We start from the raw sequence: 22902 nt of genomic DNA on the forward strand, positions 1-22902 counted from the left end.
TCAGAGCTCGAGCACGCGGCCCGCGATGTTCTTCAGTTTGCGCGCCATCTCGGGGGCGCGCTTGTCGGGGGCGGTCATGATCGCGCTGTCGAGGGCGCGGGTGCAGCCGGTGGCGCAATCGCCCGCGGCCCCGTTCAGCAGACCCGGGAGGGCCGCGACCAGAGCGCGCGCCTTATCGGCATTTTTCATCGCGACGGCAACGACCTGCGCCACGTCCACTGCATCGTGATCGGGATGCCAGCAGTCGTAATCGGTGATCATCGCGACGCAGGCGTAATGCAGCTCCGCCTCGCGGGCGAGCTTGGCCTCGGGCATGCCGGTCATGCCGATCACATCAGCGCCCCATTGGCGGTAGAGCTCGCTCTCGGCTTTGGTGGAGAATTGCGGGCCTTCCATCGCGACATAGGTGCCCCCCTCGTGGACGGTGACGCCGGTCTTGCGCGCGGCCTCGGCGCAGGCGGTCGAAAGCTCCGCACAGACGGGATGGGCCACCGAGACATGACCGACCATGCCGGGACCGAAGAAGGTCTTTTCGCGGGCGAAGGTGCGGTCGATATACTGGTCCACAATCAGGAAATCGCCCGGCGCATAGGCCTCTTTCAGCGAACCCACGGCGGAGACGGCGACGAGATCGGTCACGCCCAGCTGTTTCATCGCGGCGATATTGGCGCGGTAGGGGACGGTGGTCGGCGTCTCGACATGGCCGCGGCCGTGGCGGGGCAGGAAAGCCATCTTCACGCCATCGAGGCTGCCGGTCAGCACCTGGTCGGAGGGCGCACCGAAAGGTGTCTCGACGGTGACCCACTCGGCCCCTTCCAGCCCGTTGATCTGATAGACGCCCGAGCCGCCGATCACCCCGATCATCCTGTCCATTCCGCGCATCCTCCGCCTGTCTTTTCCGCGTCGCAGCGAGCCTAAGGCCCGGGCGCGCGGGAGGAAAGAGGGATTGCAGCCACTTGCCGCGCGGTCTATCGCCGATGAGCGAGGGAAATGGGAGCCCTCACGGGAGAGAATTTATGGAAAACCTGCGCGGCTCGGTGCTGATGGTCATAGCGATGGCGGCCTTCGCGATGGAAGACATGTTCGTCAAATCCGCCTCGACCCATCTCGCGGTGGGCGTGGTGCTGATGCTGTTCGGCCTCGGCGGGATGGCGGTCTTCGGCGTACTTATCACCGCGCGCGGTCAGCGGCTGCTGCATCCGGCGCTCGCCTCGAAACCGCTCCTGATCAAGCTCGCGCTCGAAGTGGTGGGGCGTCTCGGCTATACGCTGGGGATCGCGCTGACGCCGCTCTCGAACGCCTCCGCCATCCTGCAGGCGACACCGCTCGTCGTCGTCGCGGGCGCGGCGGTGGTGTTTTCCGAGCGTGTCGGCATCCGGCGCTGGGTCGCGGTGGGGATCGGGTTCATCGGCGTGCTGATCGTGCTGCGCCCCGGCCTCGAAGGTTTCGTTCCGGCTGCCCTTTGGACCGTTCTGGGCATGCTGGGCTTTGCGGGGCGCGATCTGGCGACGCGCGCCTGCCCGCCGGTCCTGTCGAATTTCCAGCTCAGCTTCTACGGCTTCATGATGCTGATCCCGACCGGCGTACTGATCCTTCTGATCTTCGGCGGCGTCACGACGCCCGATCTTGTTTCGCTGCGCGATGTGGCCGGCGCGGTGGCCTTCGGCAGCCTCGCCTATTGGTCGCTGACGAAAGCGATGCGTATGGGCGAGGTTTCGGTCATCACGCCCTTCCGCTACACCCGCCTGATCTTCGCGCTGATCCTCGGGGCGGTCGTGTTCGGCGAGCGGCCTGACACCGCCATGATCTTCGGCGCGGCGCTGATCGTGGCGAGCGGCCTCTACACGTTGGTCGAAGGCCGCCGCAGCCGGATCCGCGCGCGGGTCAGAGCTTAGGCCGCAACATCTCGAAGGTTTCCGACACGGCGGCGTAATCGCCGCGATTGCCGAGCCGCACCAGACGGTCGGGCGGCGAATAGAGCCCGTCCTTGAGGCAATCATCCGCGATGTGAATGCCAGTGACCTCGCCATGGACGAGGTAATTGCCCTCGCCCAAGAGCTTGATGACCTGCACGACGCGACATTCGAGCGAGGCGGGCGCCGCCGCCACGCGCGGGCAGTCGATGGTCTCGCATTCCGCCTTCTCGATCCCGCATTCGGCGAATTCGTCGGTGCCCGCGGGATAGTTGGCGCAGGAGGCGTTCATCTGGTCCTTCAGCGCATAGGTCACGAGATTGGCGCAGAACACCCCCGCCTCGCGCAGTTGCGAGACGCTGTCCTTCGTGCCGTCGCGATCGGGCTTCACCCCGGTCGAGGCGAAGATCACCTGCGGCGGCGTGTAGGCGACCGCGTTGAAGAAGGAATAGGGCGCGAGATTGTCGCCCATCTCGCTGCGCGTCGAAATCCAGCCGATCGGGCGCGGGGCGACGATGGAGTTGAACGGGTTATGCGCGAGCGGGTGGCCATCCGAGGTGCGATAGAACATGCTTTCTCCTGTTTGATCCCGAACTTAGCGCGTGCTACCGCGCAGGAAAGGGGCAGCCTGAAAGGGGCAGCGATGCACGAGCTCGCGCAAGAGACGGCAGAGGACTGGTGGGAGGTCGAGGCGCTCTACGACCTCTGCTTCGCGCCGGGCCGCACGGCGCTGTCCTCCTATCGCCTTCGCGACGGCGTCGATCCGGTCCGGGAGCTTTGCCTCACGCTGCGTCAGGACGGCATCCTTGCCGCCGTAATCCGCTACTGGCCGGTGCGGGTCGGCGGCAAGCGCGTCCTGCTGCTCGGGCCGATCGCGGTCCACCCGACGCGGCAGGGCGAAGGCCTGGGCGGAATTCTGATGCACGAAAGCCTCTCGCGCGCCGCCGATCTCGGCTGGGAGCGTGTGCTGCTGGTGGGGGACGCGCCCTATTACCAGCGCTTTGGCTTTTCAAAGCTCGAAGATGTCGAGATGCCGCCGCCAACCAATCCCGACCGCGTTCTGGGGCTCGAACTGGTGCCCGGTGCCTGGGAGGGCGTGCACGGTCAGGTCGAGAAAGACGACTGATTGCCGAAGCGCTCCCGCCGCCCCATATCTGGAAAAGGCAAGGAGGCGATGATGGCAGATATTCTTCCCCCCGTAAGCGACCCTGCGATTCTGGGCCAGCTCGACACCCTCGCGAAACGCCACCGCGCTGCGGGCGGCTTGGTGATGCAGCTGATCGGCTATGTCGGAGGTTCCGCCGAAGGGCTGCTCGGCAAATTGCCCACGCCGGTCCGTAATGGGCTGGATGGGGCGACCGAGCGCGCGCTTTCGGGCGCGATGACAGCCGCCGAGCGCTCGCGCGGAATCGTCGCGGACCGGCCCGACTGGATGAACCGCACGCTGACCACCGCAATGGGGGCCGCAGGCGGCGTCGGCGGTCTGGGCAGTTCGCTCGCCGAGTTGCCCTTCACGGTCACGATGCTACTGCGCGCCATACAGGGCATCGCCGCCGAACACGGCTTTGACCCGGCCTCCGAGGAAGTGCGGCTCGAATGTCTGCGGGTCTTCGCATCTGCCGGGCCGCTCGAGGATGATGACGGGATGGATCTGAGCTTCCTCGCCGCGCGCGCGACGATCACCGGGTCGAGCATGAAGTCGCTGATCGCAAAGGTCGCGCCTCGCCTGTCGATCGTGCTGGGTCAGAAACTCGCCGCCCAGGCCGCCCCGCTTCTGGGCGCAGTCGCGGGCGCTGCGGTGAACTACGCCTTCACCAGCTATTATCAGGAAATCGCCCGCGTCCATTTTGGGCTGAAGCGCCTTGCCCGGGACACCGGCACCGATGAGGGCGTTCTGCGCGAGGAGCTTGTCGCCCGCATCGCCAAGTGATCGCGACGCCGCGCCTCTGTTTTCCGTCGAATGCCTCCGGCGGGGATATTTAGACCAAGAGAAAGGTAGCTTCGCTTCCTCTTGTCGAAAATATCCCGGGGGGCTCCGAAGGAGCGGGGGCAGCGCCCCCCCTACGTACCACTAGGCGAGAGCAGCTTCTCAGCCCTTCGCGTCCTCAAGGATCATCTGCGCCGCCTTTTCGGCGATCATCATCGTCGGTGCGTTGGTGTTGCCCGAGGTGATCGTCGGCATCACCGAGGCATCCGCGATGCGCAGCCCTTTCAGCGCTTTCAGCCGTAGCCGCGGATCGACCACGGCACCGTCATCAGGCCCCATCCGGCAAGTGCCGACGGGATGGAAGATCGTGGTGCCGATATCGCCCGCGGCTTTCACCAGCTCAGCTTCGGTCTGATAGTCCGGGCCGGGCTTATATTCCTCGGGCTTGTATTTCGCGAAGGCCGGTTGCGAGGCGACACGGCGGACCTGCCGGATCGCTTCGGCGGCGACGCGGCGGTCGCCCTCGGTCGAGAGGTAATTCGGCGCGATTTCGGGATGGGCGCGGAAATCGGGCGAGGTGATATGCACATGGCCGCGGCTCTCGGGGCGCAGGTTGCACACGCTCGCCGTCATGCCGGGGAAAGCGTGGACCGCGTCGCCGAACTTGTCGAGGCTGACCGGCTGGACGTGATACTCCAGATCGGGCGTCTCCTTCTCGGGGAAGCTGCGGGTGAAGATGCCCACCTGCGACGGCGACATCGACATCGGCCCCGAGCGGAACAGCGCATATTCCATCCCGATCTTCGCCTTGCCCCAGAGGGTCGAGGCCATGGTGTTGAGACTCTTGACGCCCGAGACCTTGTAGATCACGCGCAGTTGCAGGTGGTCCTGCAGGTTCTCGCCCACACCGTTCACTTCGGCCACCGGGGTGATGCCGTGCTGGGACAGCACGTCGCCGCGCCCGATTCCCGAGAGCTCGAGGATCTGGACCGAGCCGATCGAGCCCGCCGAGAGCACCGTCTCGCCCGCCTTCACATCGTGGCTCTGTCCGTTCTGGTTGTAGCGGATGCCGATTACGCGCCCCTCTTCGATCAGGAGCTTCTCGACCTGCGCGTTGGTCTCGATCCGCAGGTTCTGGCGTTGCATCGCGGGTTTCAGGAAGGCTTTCACCGCGCTCCAGCGCCAGCCGGATTTCTGAGTGACGTGGAAATAGCCGCCGCCCTCATTGGTGCCGGTGTTGAAATCGTCGGTGCGTGGGAACCCGGCCTCTTCGGCGGCCTCGAGAAAAGTATCGAGCATCTCCCAGCGCACGCGGGCTTCTTCGACCCGCAATTCGCCGCCAGCGCCATGCAGGTCGCTCTCGCCGCGATAGAAATCTTCCTGCTTCTTGAACAGCGGCAGCACGTCGTCCCAGCCCCAGCCGGGGTTGCCCGCCTGCGCCCACATGTCGTAATCGCGGGCCTGGCCGCGCATGTAGATCATGCCGTTGATCGAGGAGCAGCCGCCGAGGATGCGCCCGCGTGGATAGAGCAGTTCGCGCCCGTTCAGTCCGGCTTCGGCTTTCGACTTGAAACCCCAGTCGGTGCGCGGGTTGCCGATGCAATAGAGATAACCGACGGGGATGTGGACCCAGTGGTAGTTGTCACGCCCGCCGGCCTCCAGCAGCAGCACCTTGTGCTTGGGGTTCTCCGACAGTCGGTTGGCCAGAACGCAGCCTGCGCTGCCGCCCCCGACCACGATGTAATCGTATTGCTCCATAAGCCCCTCCCGAACTGCGCCTCCGGGCAGGACTTTCGCAAGCTGCCGTCCGGGAAACAAGGCCATGGACCGTTCATTCGCGCAAAGTCGCTTTGCGAAAACGCAAGGAGGGGCTTGCCTGTGAGGGGGGTGATCCGTTCTATGACGCAAATCTCGCCGGAGCCTTTCATGGTCCTTTACCGCCTTCTCGTCAGTATCGCGAGCCTGCCTGTTCTGGCGGCGTTGCTCTGGCGCGTTCTGCGCGGACGCGAAAGCCGGGTCGCTTTGTTGGAGCGGTTGGGCGGTGGGGAGGCCGCGCCGGGACGATTGTGGCTGCACGCGGCCTCGAATGGTGAACTGACCTCCGCCAAGCCTTTGATCGAAGCGCTGCTGGCCGCCGATCCTGCGTTGCAGCTGTTGGTGACGGTGAACACGGTGACGGCGCGCGCGCTGGGGCAGGGCTGGAACGATGCCCGCATCGCGATCCGTATGGCGCCGCTTGACCATCGTGCGGTGCTGCGGCGGTTCCTGTCGCGCCATGCCCCCCGCGCGCTGGTCGTGATCGAGAACGAGCTGTGGCCGAACCGCATGGCGCTGATGGCCGATGCACAGCGTTCGATCTTTGTGATCGGTGCCCGGATGTCGGCCCGCTCGGCGGCGCGCTGGGCGAAGATTGGCATCGCGCAGCCGATGGTGGCGCAGATCACCGCGCTCTCGGCGCAGGATGCGGGGTCCGAGGCGCGGTTCCTCGACCTTGGCCTGCCGCAAGAGCGGCTGATGCCCCCCGCCAACCTCAAGACCTCGATAACCGTCGCACCGGGCGTGCCGCTCGACTGGCCGCGCAGCGACACGGTGTTGGCCGCGTCGACCCATGAGGGGGAAGACGCGACGATCCTCGCCGCCTTTGCGAAGGCGCGCACGCACCGACCGGGCCTGCGCCTGATCCTCGCCCCGCGCCATCCCCGCCGTGCGCCCCAGATCGCAGCTCTGATCGCCAAGGCCGGGCTGCGTCATACCACCCGCTCGAAGGACGGACCCCCGACCGCGGAGGTCTATCTGGCCGATACGCTGGGCGAAATGGGCCGCTGGTATGCGAGCGCGGGCCTGTGCTTCGTGGGCGGCTCGCTTGTCGAAAAGGGCGGTCATACCCCCTATGAACCGGCGAGCTTCGACTGCGCTTTGCTGCATGGTCCGGATGTCGCGAATTTCGCCGCAGCCTATGCCGCACTCGACGCGGCAGGCGGCGCGCGGCTTTGCGCGACCGAGTCGGATCTCGCCGCTGCGTTCGCCACGCTCGACGCCGACGAACAGGCGGAAATGGCGCGCGCCGCGCGGGCGGCGCTTGGGCCGCCAGCCGATGTCGAAAGCATCGCAACCGCGCTCATCGCGCGTCTATGACCTGCGCCAATATGCTTGCATCGCGGGTTAAATAGCCTATTTGCTTACCCATTCGGGAGATGCAGAGATGATCCGTTATACGCTGCAATGCGAGAATGAGCACCGCTTCGACAGTTGGTTTCCCTCGGCCTCCGGGTTCGAGGCGCTCAAATCCGCAGGCCAGCTGGAATGTGCGGTTTGCGGCTCGAAAAACGTCGAGAAGTCGCTGATGGCGCCGCCCGTCGCGCAGACACGCAAAGCGCAGGAGGGCGCGCCTGAACGCCCCCTCTCGCAGCCGCATTCCGAGGCCGAGCAGGCTCTTGCCGCGATGCGTCGCGAGATCGAGAAGAACTCCGATTACGTCGGCATGAACTTCGCTACCGAAGCGCGCGCGATGCACGAGGGCACCGCCAGGAAACGCGCGATCCACGGAGAGGCGAAACTCGACGACGCGCGCAAGATGCTCGAGGACGGGCTCCCGGTTCTGCCGCTGCCCTTCCTGTCGACTCGCAAGACGAACTGACCCTTTTCGCTCTTTCCAAATATCCCGGGGTGAGTTCGCGAACGCGAAGAGGGGCAGCGCCCCCGAGCCGATCTGCAGGCCCTGAAACGCCAAATCTCTTGCGTGCCCCAACGGCTTGAGCTAGCAGAGGCGCGACTCTGCCCAAGGGGGATTTCCATGCCCATTCTGGTGATGAAATTCGGCGGCACTTCCGTCGCCGATCTCGACCGGATCGCAAACGCCGCCGAAAAGGTGAAGCGTGAAGTCGAGCGCGGTTACGATGTCATCGTGATCGTCTCCGCGATGTCGGGCAAGACCAACGAACTCGTCAACTGGGTCGAGACCACGTCGCCGCTCTACGATGCGCGCGAATACGACGCCGTGGTCTCCTCGGGTGAGAATATCACCGCCGGCCTGATGTCGCTGCGCCTGCAGGAGATGGGCGTCTCCGCGCGCAGCTGGCAGGGCTGGCAGGTGCCGATCAACACGACCTCTGCGCATGGCGCGGCGCGCTTCGTGTCGATCCCGCGCGAAAATCTTGACCAGAAATTCTCCGAAGGCTTCAAGGTCGCGGTGATCGCCGGCTTCCAGGGGCTGTCGCCGGAGAACCGGATCACGACGCTCGGCCGGGGCGGCTCGGACACGACCGCTGTGGCTTTCGCCGCTGCGTTCGGCGCGGAGCGATGCGACATCTACACCGATGTCGACGGCATTTACACCACCGACCCGCGCGTCTCCTCCAAGGCGCGCAAGCTCGACCGCATCGCCTTCGAGGAGATGCTGGAACTCGCGAGCCTCGGGGCGAAGGTTCTGCAAACCCGCTCGGTCGAGCTCGCGATGCGCTACAAGGTGCCGCTGCGCGTGCTAAGCTCCTTCGAGGAAACCACGGAGAATTCGGGCACTCTGGTCTGCGACGAGGATAAAATCATGGAATCGAAAGTTGTCTCCGGCGTCGCCTTTTCTCGCGACGAAGCGAAAATGACCCTCGTGACGGTCGAGGACCGCCCCGGTATCGCCAGCGCGATCTTCGGGCCGCTCGCGGATGCCGGTGTGAATGTCGACATGATCGTCCAGAACATCTCCGAGCGTCAGGCCGAGCACGAGGTCAAGGTCACCGACATGACCTTCTCCTGCCCGGTCAATCAGGTGGCCCGCGCCCGAAAGGCGATGGAAGACGCTCGCGACGCCGGTCTGATCCAGTTCGACGAACTGGTCGCCGACGAGGACGTGGCGAAAATCTCCGTCGTCGGGATCGGCATGCGTTCCCACGCGGGTGTCGCCGCGAAGATGTTCAAGGCGCTGGCCGCCGAAAACGTCAACATCAAGGTTATCTCCACGTCGGAAATCAAGATTTCGGTGCTGGTCGACCGCAAATATCTGGAACTGGCGGTTCAGGCCCTGCATGATGCCTTCGAACTCGACAAGGCCTGAGTAACCCGAAGGGCCGCAGCAACAGGGACGACCTGCGCGGATGGTGGAACTGAGCGAAAGTGATAGTCGCACGCTGTTGCGACGCCTGCGCGATACGCTGGCCACGGAGGGCGACGGGCAGGACCGGCTCAACCACATCACCCAGATCATCGCGGATTCGATGGGCACCGAGGTGTGCTCCATCTATCTGTTCCGCGATCCCGAAACGCTAGAGCTTTGCGCGACCGAAGGTCTGAAGGCAGAGGCTGTCCACCACACGCGGATGCGTCTGGGCGAAGGTCTCGTGGGCCGCGTGGCGCGGTCGGGCCGCCCGATCAACTCCGCCGATGCGCCCTCCGAGCCGGGCTTCCGCTACATGCCGGAGACAGGCGAAGAGATTTACTCCAGCTTCGTCGGCGTGCCGATCCAGCGCGTGGGCGAAAAGCTGGGCGTTCTGGTCGTGCAGTCGAAGGACGAGCGCAGCTTCTCGGATGACGAACTTTATGGGCTCGAGGTGGTCGCGATGGTGCTGGCCGAAATGACCGAGCTTGGCGCCTTCACCGGCGGCGAGAATTCCGAGATCGGTGCGACTCACCGCTTCCCGGTCATGTTCCGCGGTGCGACCGGTCAGGAAGGCGCCGCCGAGGGGCGCGTCTGGCTGCACGAGCCGCGCGTCGTCGTGACGAACCCGGTCGCCGAAGATCCCGAGGCCGAGGCCGCGCGCCTCGAGGAGGCCATCACCGAACTGCGCGGCAAGATCGACGAGATGCTCGCCAGCCCGACCCTGATCGACAAGGATCAGCGGCAGGTGCTGGAAACCTTCAAGATGCTCGCCGCCTCCAAGGGCTGGAAACGGCGGATGCTCGAAGACATCGCAGCGGGCCTCTCTGCCGAAGCTGCAGTCGAGAAGGAGCAGAACGCCGCGCGCGACCGGATGCGCAAGGCGCCCGATCCGTACCTGCGCGAACGGCTCAACGATCTCGACGACCTGTCGAACCGCCTGCTGCGGCAGCTGACGGGGCAGGGCAGCGATACCGGTGCCGAGATGCCCGAAAACCCGGTGCTCGTGGCCCGCAATATCGGCCCGGCGGAACTTCTCGACTATGATCGCAAACTCAAGGGCGTGGTGCTGGAGGAAGGTTCCGTCGGCTCGCATGCCGCGATCGTCACCCGCGCGCTCTCGATTCCGCTGGTGATCCATGCGGGCCGGATTACGGCGGAGGCACTGAACGGTGACCCGATCCTCGTCGACGGTGATCAGGGCGTGGTGCACCTGCGGCCAGAGGAAAGTGTAGCGCATGCATTCCGCGACAAGATCGCGATGCAGGCCGAGGCGCAGAAACGCTATGCCTCGCTGCGCGACCAACCTGCGGTCGATCGATCGGGCCAGATTGTCTCGCTGATGATGAATGCTGGGCTGATGGCGGATCTGCCCTCCCTGAAGGGCTCCGGCGCTGATGGGGTGGGGCTGTTCCGCACTGAACTGCAATTCCTGACCCGCACAAAGGTGCCACGCCGCGACGAGTTGGTTCAGCTCTACAAGCGGGTGATGGACGCGGCCGACGGCCGACGGGTGAATTTCCGCACGCTCGATATCGGCTCCGACAAGGTGGTTCCCTACATGAAACCGCAGGACGAGCCGAACCCGGCGATGGGCTGGCGCGCGCTGCGGGTGGGGCTCGACAAGCCGGGTATCCTGCGAATGCAGCTGCAGGCGCTCTTGCGCGCAGCCGACGGACGCCCGACGTCGATCATGTTTCCCTTCATCGCGCTCCCCGAGGAATTCTACGCCGCGCGCGATACCTTGCTGCGGGTCCGCGATCGCGAGGCCCAGTTGGGCCGCACCGTGCCCGAGGAGTTGCGCATCGGCGCGATGCTGGAAACCCCGAGCCTCGGCTTCGCGCCGGACAGCTTCTATCGCGATTGCGATTTCATCTCGATCGGCGGCAACGATCTGAAGCAGTTCTTCTTCGCCGCCGACCGCGAGAACGAACGGGTGCGTCGCCGCTACGATACGCTCGACGGGTCCTTCCTGAACTTCCTTGAGCGGATCATCGCACGCTGCGCGGTTTCGAACACGAGCCTCAGCTTCTGCGGCGAGGATGCGGGGCGCCCGATCGAGGCGCTGACCTTCGCGGCGCTCGGCATTCGTACGCTTTCGATGCGACCCGCTTCGATCGGTCCGGTCAAACATCTGATCCGCCGCGCCGATCTGGGGGAACTGCGGCAGGTGATCCAGCAGGCGCGCAATGCAGGGCAATCCACTGTGCGCCCCGCGGTAACGAGCTACCTCGCGCATCTCTGACAGGGGCAGGGGCCTCTGAGGTCGCAATAAAAAAGGGGCGCTGCCCCCTCTGTCCTTCGTAAATTCACCCCGGGATATTTACGCCAAGGCGAAAGAGGTAAGCCTTCGCCTTGGCACACATTTTCCGCGGGGGCCTGGGGGCGCGAAGCCCCCAGTCTTTGCCTTCCGTCTCAGCCGGCGGCCAGACGTTTTTCCTCGGCCGCTTTGTAGGCTTTGTCCGAAGGCGCGATGAAGGTGTAGAACATCGGCACCACGAACAGCGTGAACATCGTCCCGATCAGGATCCCCGAAAAGATCACGAGGCCCATCGCCTTGCGTGCCTCTGCGCCCGCGCCTTGCGCGAGGATCAGCGGCACCACCGCCAGCGCCATTGCGGCGGTGGTCATCAGGATCGGACGCAGACGGGTCTGCGCGGCCTTCACGATCGCCTGCCGGCGGGTGAGGCCCGATTGCTCGCGCTGCTGGTTGGCAAACTCGACCATCAGGATTCCGTGTTTCGTGATCAGCCCCACCAGCGTGATCAACCCCACCTCGGAATAGATGTTGAGCGTGCCCAAGCCGAGGTTCAGCGGCAGCACCGCGCCAAAGATCGTCAGCGGCACCGTCATCATGATGATGAAGGGGTCGCGGAAGCTCTCGAACTGGGCGGCGAGCACCAGATAGATCACCAGCACGGCCGCCGCGAAGGCGATCACGATGGTATTGCCTTGCTGAGTCTCGATCCGCGATTGGCCCGAATAGTTCACGAAGAAGCCGTCGGGCATCACCTGATTGGCGATGTCCACGATCGTCTGCACGCCCTCGCCGGTGGAGCCGCCGGGCAGGGGGAGCGCCGTGATCGTCGCCGCGTTCAACTGGTCGAACTGTTCGATCGAGGCGGCGTTCACGCCGGTGTCGATCTTCACGAGCGATGACAGCGGGATCATCGCACCCGAGGCGGAGCGGACGAAGTAGCGGCCCAGCTCCTCGGGATTCGCGCGGAATTCCTGAGGCACCTGCGGGATGATGTCGTAGCTGTTGGAGTCGCGGTCGAACTGCGCCACCGACGCTTCGCCGACCAACAGCCCCAGCGTCGAACCGATATCCGAGACCGGCACGTTCAGCGCCGCCGCCCGGTCGCGGTCGATCGTGACATTGACCTGCGGGCTGTCGAAGTTGAGTGAGTTCTGTACGACGATGAACTTGCCCGTGGCCTGCGCCTTGTTCTTGATCTCCTCGGCCACCTCGGCGACGCGTTTTGCGGAGTGGATCGACTGGATCACCACCGATATCGGCAGGCCGCCCCCGGTGCCCGGCAGCGACGGCGGCGCAAAAGCGAAGCCCTTCAGGCCGGTCGATTTGCCCAGATCGCTCTGGATCTCCTGCTGGATTTCCTTCTGGCTGCGGGTGCGATCCGCCCAGTCCTTGAGCGCCCAGATATAGATACCCTGAGAGCTGTCGCCGCCGAAGCCCGCGATCGAGAAATCGGTGCGCACTTCGGGGATGTCGGCGGTGTCGCGTCCGACCTGGTCGATATATTTCTGCGTGTAGTCGCTGGTCGCGTAGCGTGGCCCGTTCAGAATCGCGAAGAGCGCGCCGTTATCCTCGTCTGGGGCAAGCTCGGAATTGGTGTTCATCAGCATGAACCCGGTCACGCCCACCAGCGAAACGACGATGAGCAGCGTGATCCCGCGCAGGTCGAGCGAGCCGTCGACGCGCCGTCCGTACCAGCCCGAGAGCCGATCGAAATTGCGGTCGACGAACGCCTGGAAGCCCTTGGACTCGCCATGTTTCAGCAGGCGGCCCGACATCATCGGCGTGATCGTCAGCGCGATGATCCCTGACAGGATCACCGACCCCGCGAGTGCGAAGGCGAATTCACGGAACAGCTGTCCGGTCAACCCGCCGGTGAAGCCCAGAGGCGCGAGCACTGCGGCCAGCGTGATCGTCATCGCGATGACCGGCCCGGTGATCTCCTTCATGCCCCGCACGGCGGCGGGGATCGGTTTCATCCCCTCTTCGATATGTCGGTGGATATTCTCCACCACCACGATCGCGTCATCGACGACGAGGCCGATCGCCAGCACCATTGCCAGCAGTGTGAGAAGGTTGATCGAGTATCCCAGCGCCAGAAGCACTGCGAGCACCCCGATCAGCGAGAGCGGAATGGTCACGATGGGCATCGCCACCGAGCGCAGCGAGCCGAGGAACAGAAGGATCACCACGGTCACGATCGCGACCGCCTCGCCGATGGTCTTGAACACCTCGTGGATCGAGGCCGAGATCGTCTCGGTCGAGTCGTAGACCAGCTCGATCTTCATGCCTTCGGGAAGCGTTGCGTTGATATCGGGCAGCGCCTTGCGCACCGCCGCCGCCGTATCGAGCGGGTTGGCAGCCGGCGTCGGGTAGACGCCGAGGAACGTGCCCTCTTTGCCTTCGAAGGTGACGATCTCGTTCTCGGAGGCCTTGGCGAGCTCGATCTTCGCGACATCGCGGAGGCGCACCACGTCATCGCCCTTGCCGGTGATCGGCAGCTTGCCGAAGGCTTCGGGCGTCTGCAGCGTGGATTGCAACGTGATCGACTGGGCGACGTATTCGTTTTTCGTCTTGCCCGGGGCCGAGAGGAAGTTCGACGCCTGGATGGCGCCCACCACTTCCGACGCCGTGACGCCGCGCGCAGCCAGCTTGTCCGGATCGATCCAGACCCGCATCGCGTAATCGGAGGCGCCGATGATCTGGGTCTGCGCGACGCCCGGAATCGTGGACATGCGCGGACGGATCACCCGGCGCAGATATTCGGTCAGCTGCTCGGGGGTCATGTTGGGGTTGAGCGCCGCGAGATACATCAGCGCGAAGGTCTGGCCGGTGCCCTTCTGGATCACCGGGTCCTTCGCGGCCGACGGCAGTTGGCCCTTCACCTGCTGCACTTTCGAGAGCACCTCGGTCATCGCCGCGTCGGAATTGGACCCGAGCTTCATATGCACCGAGATAACCGAGGCCGACGGCCGCGACTGGGTGGTGACGTAATCGACGTTTTCAGTGGTCGCCACGGCAGCAGCGAGCGGCGAGGTGATGAAGCCCTGGATCAGTTCGGGCGAGGCGCCGGGATAGGCGGTGGTGATGGTGACCACCGTTTCCTCGACTTCCGGATATTGGCGGACGGGCAGGTTAAAATAGGCCTGCGCCCCCAGCAGGAGCATGAACGCGCCCAGAACCATCGACAGGACGGGGCGGCGGATGAAGATCTCGGAGATATTCATGGGCTTGGCCTTACTGCGCCTTCGCGCCGTCTGAGGTCGTGTCCGATGAGGCGTCCGACGTGGTGTCCGAGTCCCCCTCCGCGCTGGCGCTCGAGTTGCCGTCCGAAGACGCCTCGGAGTTTGCCGCGGCGTTGCCCTCCATGCCGAAGGCTTTCATCACCTCTTCGGTCGAGGGCGCATCGGGATCGGGCGAAATCGCGTTGTCGATGCTCACCGTCGCGCCGGAGTTCAGCTTGTTCTGACCCGCGTTGACGACCATGTCGCCCGCTTTGAGACCCTTGGTGACTTCGATGAGTTGGCCGGAGCGGCGTCCGAGCGTGATGAAGACCTGCTTGGCGACCAACTGCGGCTTATCCGCGCCTTCGGGGGTCTCCTTGCGCACCACGTAGACGGAATCGCCGTAGAGGTTGGAGCTGACCACGGTCTGCGGCAGGGCGATCACGTTATCCTCTGCGGGCAGCACCACAGTGACATGCACGAACTGGCCGGGCGTCAGCTTGCCTTCGCCATTGGGAACCTCGGCGCGCAGCGTCACGAGGCGCGAATTCGGGTCGATCTTGGGCTCGATCCCGGTGATCTCGCCTTTCAGGTCGACGGAGCCGTCCTCGGTTTGCACCTTGACGGTCTGGCCCGCTTCGGCCAGCCGCGCCTGCTGCTCGGACAGGGTGAAGTCGACCCGCATATGATCGCGATCCTGCAGCGTCGCATAAGTGGTGCCGGTTCCGACATATTGGCCGACCTCCACCCGCGGAATGCCGATGATGCCCGCAAACGGCGCTGTCAGGCGCTTCTTCTCGAGCAAGGCCTGGAGCTTCGCGACGCTTGCGCGCGCTTCCTGTGCGCTTGCTTCGGCCTGATCGAGATTGGAGGTGGCGGACACGCCCCGGTCGGCGAGCTGACGCGCGCGCTTGAGATTGGTCTCGGCGAGGTCCTGAGCGGCCTTGGCCGAGGCCAGATCGGCGCGCTCGGAGCTGTCGTCGATCTGCAAGAGCACCTCGCCCTTCTCGACCTTGTCGTTCGCTTCGAAATGAATCGCCTGCACCGTGCCGCCCATTTCGACGGCAAGTTCGGTCCCTTGCACGGCGGCGGCGGTCCCGATCGCCTCGAGGCCCGGCTCCCAGGTGATGGGCTTCACCTCGCTGACCGAAACCGCCACGGGGGGCTGCTTCATATTCGCGAAGAACTGCGCGATCATCTTGGAGCGGAAAAGATTGTAGCCGACGACGCCACCCACCACGAGGATGAGGGCGACGAGAGCGATGAGGAGGCGTTTGATCATTTGGATGTCCCGTCAAAATCCCTGTTTGCGCATGGTTTCGGCCCCGCCGACCGACCCGCGCGCGATTTTTGAACCATTTGGTTCACGTCTGCGCCCTGTCAATACGCGAGCGACGCTAAAAGGATGGGTCACAGTGCCGTGAAGGCAAGGTGGAAAACCGGTGCGGCCAAGCAATACTTGGCGTTTTGTAACGTCAAGATCGCGGAAATCTGATTTTTTCCGCCTCGACCGCCAAGAAACGTGCATTATCTTTACTTGTACCTGCGATCCTGACGGCCCCGCGTCGCTTTGCAGCGGTGTCTGGTTCTAGGAGTTTGCATGGATCCCCTTTCTTTTTTGCGCATCGGTTTCGAGGCCGCGCGGATCGGCGTCGAGGCGCAAGCGGTGATCTCGATGCGAGTCGCGGGGATGATGGGGCTTTGGGATGTTTCCCCGCTCGAATCGTTCCAGATGATGCAGGAAAAGCCAGTGGCGGTCGCGGCGGCGGCAGAGGCTGCAGCTTTCGCGCTGATGCGCGGACAGACGGCAGATCGGGCGATTTCGGCTTCGATGACGCAGATCGGAAACCACACCAGCGCCAACATGATACGATTGTCGCGCCGCGGCCCCAGCTGGTTCTGATGGGTTGAGCCGGGCAGGGCCGCCACGCTGGCGCGGCGGCCCCGTAGTCTTCAGGCGGCGCTGTCTTCCTCGACCGCGTCATCGCCTTCTTCGACGCTTGCGGGCATGACCATGGCCGTCAGGATCGTCGGCATGTCGACCACGCCGATCGGCTTGTTCGCCTTGTCGACAACAGTCGCCATGCGCACCTCGGCATCGGCCATCCGGCGCGCGATCTTCTCGAGCACCGAGCTGGCTTTTACCTTCATCTTCGGCAGCTCGCCTTCCGGCAATGGCATCGCGATGGTCTCGGCCCGGATCACGCGACCCCGGTTCACCTCGCGGACGAACTCGGCGATGTATTCATTCGCCGGGCGCAGCACGATTTCCTGCCCAGTGCCCACCTGATTTAGCGCACCGTCGCGCAGGATCGCGATCTTGTCTCCCAGCCGCAGCGCCTCGTCGAGGTCGTGGGTAATGAAGACGATCGTCTTCTTCAGCTCCGCCTGCAGGTCAAGAAGTACCTTCTGCATGTCCATCCGGATCAACGGATCGAGCGCGGAGAACGCCTCATCCATCAACAGGATGTCGGCATCGTTGGCCAGCGCGCGGGCTAGACCCACCCGCTGTTGCATGCCCCCCGAGAGTTGGTTCGGGTAGTTGTCCTCGTAGCCCGCAAGACCAACGCGCGCGATCCATTTCTTCGCGATCGGCTCGGACTCCTTGCGGTCGATGCCCTGGATATCGAGGCCGTAGCAGGTGTTTTCCAGCACGGTCCGGTGCGGCAGAAGCGCGAATTTCTGGAACACCATCGCGGTCTCGTGGCGGCGGAATTCACGAAGCTCCTCTTCGTTCATCTTTACCACATCGCGGCCATTATAGAGGATTTCCCCGGCCGTGGGCATGATCAGCCCGTTGATATGGCGGATGAGCGTCGACTTGCCCGAGCCCGAGAGGCCCATGATCACCGAGATCTTGCCCGGCGGCAGGTCGAGGTTGATGTTCTGCAGACCGAGCACATGGTTGTGCTTGTCGTTGAGCTCTTCCTTGCCCATGCCGCCCTGCACGACCTCCACGTAATCTTTGGGGCGCGCCCCGAAGATCTTGTAGAGATTTCGGATTTCGATGCCAGAGCGGGTCTCGTCCGCTGCGTTTGTCGTCGCATCAGTCATGGCCAGCCTCCGAATGTTTCTGCAGCCGCTTGCCGAACGCCTGGCTTGCGCGGTCGAAGATGATCGCGATCGCGACGAGCGCGAAGCCGTTCAGGAAGCCGATGGTGAAGAACTGGTTGTTGATCGCCTGCAGCACGTTTTTACCGAGGCCGCCGACACCGACCATCGAGGCCACGACGACCATCGCCAGCGCCATCATGATGGTCTGGTTGACGCCCGCCATGATCGTCGGCAGCGACAGCGGAAGCTGGACGCCCCAGAGTTTCTGACGCGGGTTGGCGCCGAAGGCGTCCGCGGCTTCGATGACTTCCTTGTCCACGAGGCGGATGCCCAGATTGGTCAGACGGATCATCGGCGGGATCGCGTAGATCACCACCGCGATCACGCCGGGCACCTTGCCGATACCGAAGATCACGACGACCGGGATCAGATAGACGAAGGATGGCATGGTCTGCATGACGTCGAGCACCGGCGTGAGGATTTGCTGCATCCGGTCCGAGCGCGCCATCAGGATGCCGATCGGCAGTCCGAGGATGATCGCGATCAGCGTCGCCACGGTGACCATCGCGAGGGTGGTCATGGTGTCCTCCCACAGGCCGAAAATGCCGATGAAGGCAAGGCCCATGGCCGAGCCCATCACGATCTTCGGATTGCGCGAGGCGAACCACACCACGACGAGGATCAGCGCGAAGATGATGAACCACGGCGTGTCCACGAAGGCGTGTTCGAGAGTGTTGAGAAACCATTGAAGCGGCCGCGTGGCCGCGTCGATTTGATCGGAATAGGCGCGGACGATGCCGCGGAACCCGTCGTCGATGCCCATGCGCATGTGGCGCAGGGTGGAGTTGGGAAGGGAAGGGAACTCACAGAGCAGTTCCGGCAAGCCCCAGCATGAAGATGCCATCTTGTTATGTCCTCCGGTCGATTATTTGCGCCGGTTAAGAGAAAGCGCGCGCAAGGCTCCCCTTACGCGCGCCAAAATCTCGGTTCGCCCGCTCAGAGCGCGTCCTCGACCTTCTTGATCACGTCGTCGGAAAGCCACGCTTTCCAGACATCCGGATAGTTCTCGAGGAAGTAGTAAGCGGTGTCCTCGTTGGTGCCTTGGTTGTCGGCCTGCCAAGCGAGGAACTCGCCCACGATCTTGTTCGACCATTCACGCTTGCCAAGGTAGTCCATGGCCACCGCGTTGTTCTGGGCGAACTCCTTCGTCACGACCGTAAACACGTCCGAGGTCGGGTAGGCGTTGGGCTTGGGATCGACGCAATCGGCCTGCGAGTTGCACTCGTCCCAGGCTTTCTTGTCGTTCGGAACACCTGCGTCGAGCTTGACCATCGGGTATTTGCCGAGGATCGCCGTCGGTGCCCAGTAGTAACCCAGCCAGCCCTTCTTGGACTCGTAGGCATTGGCGATCGAGCCGTCGAGGCCCGCAGCCGAACCGGTGTCGACCAGCTTGAAGCCCTTCTCCTCGGCCTTGTGGGCCTTGAAGCGGTTCGCGGTCGAGATCTGGCAGTTCCATCCCGACGGGCAGTTGTAGACGCCACCGATCGACGGCTCTTCGGGATCGGGGAACAGCTCGGGATGCTTCAGCGCATCGTCGACCGTCTTGATCTCGGGGTGCTCGTCGGCGACGTATTTCGGAATCCACCAGCCTTCTTCGCCGCCATCCTTGAGGATTTCGGCGGCGATCACGAGGCGGTCCTCGCTGACGGCCTTGTCGAGCGCGACCTTTACCGCGTTCACCCAAAGCTCGGGCGCGATATCGGGCTCGCCCTTCTCGTTCATCGAGGTGAAGGTGGGCATCGTGTCGCCGGTCACCAGCGTCACGTCACAGCCGTAGCCGTTTTCGAGAATGATCTTGTCGACCCAAGCGGCGACACCGGCCGAAGCCCAGTTCATTTCCGCTTCGGTGACGGAACCACATTCGCCGTCGGCGGCGAAGGCAGGCGCCGAGAAGGTCGCCAGCGGCAGCGCCGTCAGTAGCGCGGCAAGCGCTTTCTTGTTCATACAGGTCCTCCTGTTGTGGCAGCTTTGATTTGAAGCGATCCGCGCGGGCTGCCGCCGTGATACCGGTCGCGATAAGTCCCGGATTTTCCCGGGTTGGAATCCTCATGAAGTCACGCTCACGTGAGAACGCGCGCAGGACTTGCCAAATTCCGACACTTCTATGTCGTAAATAACCAAGTCGAGGCGCGCAACCTTTTCACGGACCTTTCCGGCTCCGTGCGGCGTTACAGCCGCACGAAGAGGTGAAAGCATGACAACCGAGCCCAAGGACTCCGTTTCGTCGGAGAATAACACGGGGTTTTCCGCCGCCGTGACCCCCGGTGCGGACTCCGCGCTTACGTCCGGTATAAGTCACGGGAAAGACGTCGGAAATTCCGATTCTGACCCCGATTCCGGCGCCCCGCCGCAGCCGAGCGCCGCGCTGCGTCGCGAAGCGGTCGCGCTGATTGCGAACCCCTCTTCGGGGGGCAATGCCAAGGACGAGGAAGCGATCAGCCGCGCGATGGAGGCGCTTGGTGACGGTGCGTCGCTTTATCGATGGTCGCCGGAAAGCGACATCGTGGCGACCGTGCGTAAAGCGCTCGACGAGGGCGCGGAGATGATCGTGGCGGCGGGTGGTGACGGCACCGCGATGGCTGTCGCGGGTGCGCTGGTGGGGCAGGATGTGCCGATGGCCGTACTGCCCCTCGGCACCTTCAATTTCTTCGCCCGAGGTCTGCGTCTCTCCGAGGATCCGGAAGAGGCGGCGCGCGCGATTCGCGAAGGCAAAGCGCACTCGATCCGCGTCGGCGAAGTGAACGGGCAGGTGTTTCTGAACAATGCCTCGCTCGGCATCTACCCGTCGATCTTGAAGGCGCGCGAGGACATCTATGCGCGCTGGGGGCGCCGCCGGATCGTCGCGCATTGGTCGGTGTTCAAGACCTTCCTTCGGTTCCAGCGCCCGATGCAGCTGAAGATTACGGCTGACGGAAAAAAGCTGAGTCGACGCACGGCGCTCGTCTTCATCGCCCGCTCCGCCTATCAGCTCGATTTCTTCGGGCTCGACGGGGCGACCGTGATCAGCGACGACGCCTTCGCGGTGCTCGTGGCAAAGGCGCAGACCCGCCGGGATCTCTTCCGTCTCTCCATGCGCCTTGTGCGCCGCAAGACAAAGCAGGGCGAGGATTACGAGTTGATCCGGGCGAAATCCTTCGAGATCGAAACCGCGCGCCGGCGAGGCCTTCTGGCCTATGACGGTGAGAAATGCCGCGCTGAGAGCCCATTCCGCTTCAAGATGTCCGACGAGCCGCTCTGGATCGTGCTGCCCGCGGCGCATGGCGAGACCGAACCCCAAGACGCAACTGCATGACACGTATCGTTCACCTTTCCGACCTGCATTTCGGGCGCAGCCTGCCCGAACTCGAGATGCCGCTTCTTACGGCACTGAACCAGCTCGAACCTGATCTGACGGTGATCTCGGGGGATTTCACGCAGCGCGCCCGGCGCGGTCAGTTCATGCAAGCTCGGATGTTCCTCGAGCAGATCGAGAGTGAGACGCTCTCGGTGCCCGGCAATCACGACACGCCACTCGACAATATCGTTCTTCGGATGCTCAAGCCCTTCGGGCGCTACAAATCCGCGATCAATCACGATCTCGAACCTGTCTACGAGACCGACAGCTTCAAGGTGGTGGGCGTGAACACGGTCAACCGCTTCGCGTGGCAGCGCGGGAAGGTGCCCGACCGCACGATCTCCCGTCTGTGTCAGGAATTCGAAGAAGTGGGCGAGAGATTGCGAGTCGCAGTGATGCACCATCCGCTCGAACACGGCCCCGAGGTCGACAAGGCTCTCATGGAGGGGGCAGGGGACGCGCTGCAGGGCATGTCGGAATGCGGTGCGGATCTCGTGCTTTCGGGGCATCTGCACACCGGGTTGGTGGCCCCCTTCTCGGCCGTGCCGGGCATACTGTTCGTGCAGGCGGGGACGGGCCTGTCCTCGCGCCTGCGCGGCGAGCCGAATACGTTTAACGTGATCGAAGGGGGGCGCGACGCTCTGTCGATCACGCTTTACGGGGCGCGGGACATGAGCTTCGAGCCGATCGAGAACGAGAGGTTCATCCGCGCCCCGGACGGGACGTGGATCCGGGCCTGATCAGTTCGGCTTGCCGGAAATGTCGCCCCAATCGAGAACGGGGGCGGCGTCGATCTCATGCGCGTCGAGCATCGAGGCGACGCGCTCGAGCGAGGCGATGATCTGAGCCTGCTCCCAATCTTCCAGTGCCTCGAATCGGCGGACGAAGATTTGCTGCAGGGCGTCGGGCGCCTCGTCGATCGCACTCGCGCCGAGCTCCGTAATCACGATATCGGTCTGACGGCGGTCCCGTTCGGAGCGCTGACGGGTCACCATGCCCTTGCGCTCGAGCTTGTCGATCAGCGCTGTCATCGTCGCCTGGCTCACGCCCATGCGCTGTGCGATGGCCTTGGGGGTCGACCAGCCTTTTTCGGAAATCACCTGAAGCACGCGGAACTGCGCAGGCGTCAGCCCGGCAGCCTTCGCCAGGTCGCGACCGAACATTTCGGTCGCGCGCAGGATTCTACGCAAAGCGATCAGGCTCGTATCGACACGCTCCATCAGGCGGCGGGCCCCTTTTTTATCAAGACGGCCCAGTATCGCAGAGAGTTCCGTGTTCTGCAATTGCTTGGCTTTGCTAAGCTTATTTCGTTCGCTTCTACTCATTTGCTTTGTCATACTAACGGTATTTAGGGCTTATAAGCAAGAATATAAGGCTATAAGCGGAACTTTTCCGGGTTCCATTAGTTAGGTGGTTGAAATTTTCGACTACATGAACTACTTAGGCTACCGAAGCAAACGAGAGGAAAGAGCTGTGCCGCAAGTCGAGTCGATCAAGAAGGGTTCTGAACTGGTCTTCCGTAAGCCGGAGTCCGAAGACGGCAGCGAAATCTGGAAGCTGATCCGCCGCTGCAAGCCGCTTGATGAAAATTCGATGTATTGCAACCTTCTGCAGTGCGATCACTTCGGGGACACCTGTGTCCTCGTGGAGCGCGAAGGCGAGGTCGTCGGCTGGATTTCGGGCTACATCGCCCCGTCCGAGCCGGACACGTTCTTCGTGTGGCAAGTGGCTGTTTCCCCTGACGCGCGGGGGCTGGGTCTTGGCAAGCGTATGCTGCGCCACCTCATCCAGCGCGACGTCGCCGAAGACTGCACCAAGTTGAAGACGACCATCACCAAGAGCAACGAAGCCAGCTGGGCGCTCTTCCGTTCCTTCGCCCGTTCGATGGGCGGCGAGCTGACCGATGAGGCGCACTTCCACGAAGAAGACCATTTCGACGGCCACGCCTCGACCGAACATATGGTCACCATCACCTTCCCCGAGGAGGCGCGTGCTGCCGCCTGATCTCAGGCCGCGCACCCTCCTCTTTCCCCCAATTCTACGGAGT

General features: G+C 63.7%; 20 protein-coding genes. 11 read left to right on the forward strand and 9 right to left on the reverse strand.

The features are described 5' to 3' along the window. A complete protein-coding gene (locus B6V73_RS14850; RefSeq protein ID WP_088725622.1) occupies positions 1-873 on the reverse strand; it encodes an S-methyl-5'-thioadenosine phosphorylase in 873 nt (290 codons plus the stop codon). A 143-nt stretch (positions 874-1016) separates the two neighbouring features. On the opposite strand from B6V73_RS14850, the gene B6V73_RS14855 reads away from it, so the two are divergent. After that, positions 1017-1895 (forward strand): DMT family transporter, encoded by an 879-nt coding sequence (locus B6V73_RS14855; RefSeq protein WP_088725623.1) that lies wholly within the window; start codon positions 1017-1019, stop codon positions 1893-1895. On the opposite strand, the gene B6V73_RS14860 is transcribed toward B6V73_RS14855, so the two are convergent. Beyond that, positions 1885-2484, reverse strand: coding sequence for a flavin reductase family protein (locus tag B6V73_RS14860; protein WP_075775920.1), 600 nt, complete (start codon positions 2482-2484; stop codon positions 1885-1887). The two genes, B6V73_RS14855 and B6V73_RS14860, sit on opposite strands and share 11 nt — an antisense overlap. 72 nt (positions 2485-2556) lie before the next feature. Here B6V73_RS14860 and B6V73_RS14865 point away from each other — a divergent pair, with 72 nt between their 5' ends. Further along, a complete protein-coding gene (locus tag B6V73_RS14865; protein WP_075775921.1) occupies positions 2557-3039 on the forward strand; it encodes an N-acetyltransferase in 483 nt (160 codons plus the stop codon). Between the two features lie 51 nt (positions 3040-3090). Beyond that, entirely contained in the window at positions 3091-3843 is a 753-nt protein-coding gene (locus B6V73_RS14870) for an EcsC family protein (protein WP_346426028.1), read from the forward strand. A gap of 159 nt (positions 3844-4002) precedes the next feature. Here the strand turns inward: B6V73_RS14870 and B6V73_RS14875 are convergent, their stop codons facing one another. Further along, on the reverse strand, positions 4003-5598 hold the full coding sequence (locus tag B6V73_RS14875; protein WP_088722953.1) for a GMC family oxidoreductase N-terminal domain-containing protein: 1596 nt from the start codon (positions 5596-5598) through the stop codon (positions 4003-4005). A gap of 168 nt (positions 5599-5766) precedes the next feature. On the opposite strand from B6V73_RS14875, the gene B6V73_RS14880 reads away from it, so the two are divergent. From B6V73_RS14880 to ptsP, 4 genes are all read left to right on the forward strand, one after another. Next, positions 5767-6975: a glycosyltransferase N-terminal domain-containing protein gene (locus tag B6V73_RS14880; RefSeq protein ID WP_088725659.1), complete on the forward strand. Its 1209-nt coding sequence runs from the start codon at positions 5767-5769 to the stop codon at positions 6973-6975. Between the two features lie 67 nt (positions 6976-7042). Next, on the forward strand, positions 7043-7477 hold the full coding sequence (locus tag B6V73_RS14885) for a DUF1178 family protein (protein ID WP_088725625.1): 435 nt from the start codon (positions 7043-7045) through the stop codon (positions 7475-7477). A 156-nt stretch (positions 7478-7633) separates the two neighbouring features. Continuing rightward, on the forward strand, positions 7634-8887 hold the full coding sequence (locus B6V73_RS14890; protein ID WP_075775925.1) for an aspartate kinase: 1254 nt from the start codon (positions 7634-7636) through the stop codon (positions 8885-8887). A 40-nt stretch (positions 8888-8927) separates the two neighbouring features. Further along, positions 8928-11171, forward strand: coding sequence for a phosphoenolpyruvate--protein phosphotransferase (gene ptsP / locus B6V73_RS14895; protein ID WP_075775926.1), 2244 nt, complete (start codon positions 8928-8930; stop codon positions 11169-11171). Positions 11172-11341: 170 nt separating this feature from the next. Here ptsP and B6V73_RS14900 read toward each other — a convergent pair whose 3' ends face one another. Continuing rightward, on the reverse strand, positions 11342-14410 hold the full coding sequence (locus tag B6V73_RS14900) for an efflux RND transporter permease subunit (protein WP_075775927.1): 3069 nt from the start codon (positions 14408-14410) through the stop codon (positions 11342-11344). Positions 14411-14420: 10 nt separating this feature from the next. Further along, the gene (locus tag B6V73_RS14905) at positions 14421-15689 is read right to left on the reverse strand and encodes an efflux RND transporter periplasmic adaptor subunit (RefSeq protein ID WP_088725626.1); all 1269 of its coding nucleotides are present in this window, start codon (positions 15687-15689) and stop codon (positions 14421-14423) included. 318 nt (positions 15690-16007) lie between these two features. On the opposite strand from B6V73_RS14905, the gene B6V73_RS14910 reads away from it, so the two are divergent. Further along, positions 16008-16310, forward strand: coding sequence for a hypothetical protein (locus B6V73_RS14910; RefSeq protein WP_075775929.1), 303 nt, complete (start codon positions 16008-16010; stop codon positions 16308-16310). 50 nt (positions 16311-16360) lie between these two features. Here the strand turns inward: B6V73_RS14910 and B6V73_RS14915 are convergent, their stop codons facing one another. The 3 genes from B6V73_RS14915 to B6V73_RS14925 all read right to left on the reverse strand — a co-directional run bounded on the left by B6V73_RS14915 (position 16361) and on the right by B6V73_RS14925 (position 19465). Then, positions 16361-17461 (reverse strand): glycine betaine/L-proline ABC transporter ATP-binding protein, encoded by a 1101-nt coding sequence (locus B6V73_RS14915; protein WP_088725627.1) that lies wholly within the window; start codon positions 17459-17461, stop codon positions 16361-16363. Further along, a complete protein-coding gene (locus tag B6V73_RS14920; RefSeq protein WP_075775931.1) occupies positions 17454-18365 on the reverse strand; it encodes a proline/glycine betaine ABC transporter permease in 912 nt (303 codons plus the stop codon). Before B6V73_RS14920 ends, B6V73_RS14915 begins: the two co-directional genes overlap by 8 nt. A 92-nt stretch (positions 18366-18457) precedes the next feature. Continuing rightward, a complete protein-coding gene (locus B6V73_RS14925; protein ID WP_075775932.1) occupies positions 18458-19465 on the reverse strand; it encodes an ABC transporter substrate-binding protein in 1008 nt (335 codons plus the stop codon). A 250-nt stretch (positions 19466-19715) separates the two neighbouring features. Here B6V73_RS14925 and B6V73_RS14930 point away from each other — a divergent pair, with 250 nt between their 5' ends. Then, the gene (locus B6V73_RS14930; protein ID WP_088725628.1) at positions 19716-20813 is read left to right on the forward strand and encodes a diacylglycerol kinase family protein; all 1098 of its coding nucleotides are present in this window, start codon (positions 19716-19718) and stop codon (positions 20811-20813) included. After that, a complete protein-coding gene (locus B6V73_RS14935; protein WP_088725629.1) occupies positions 20810-21595 on the forward strand; it encodes a metallophosphoesterase family protein in 786 nt (261 codons plus the stop codon). The genes B6V73_RS14930 and B6V73_RS14935 overlap by 4 nt, the downstream gene beginning before the upstream one ends. On the opposite strand, the gene B6V73_RS14940 is transcribed toward B6V73_RS14935, so the two are convergent. Then, a complete protein-coding gene (locus B6V73_RS14940; protein ID WP_075775934.1) occupies positions 21596-22075 on the reverse strand; it encodes a MarR family transcriptional regulator in 480 nt (159 codons plus the stop codon). A gap of 253 nt (positions 22076-22328) precedes the next feature. On the opposite strand from B6V73_RS14940, the gene ectA reads away from it, so the two are divergent. Beyond that, entirely contained in the window at positions 22329-22859 is a 531-nt protein-coding gene (gene ectA, locus B6V73_RS14945; protein ID WP_075775935.1) for a diaminobutyrate acetyltransferase, read from the forward strand. The last annotated feature ends 43 nt before the right edge of the window (positions 22860-22902 follow it).

The organism is Thioclava sp. JM3 (assembly GCF_002213185.1).
GTDB lineage: Bacteria > Pseudomonadota > Alphaproteobacteria > Rhodobacterales > Rhodobacteraceae > Thioclava > Thioclava nitratireducens.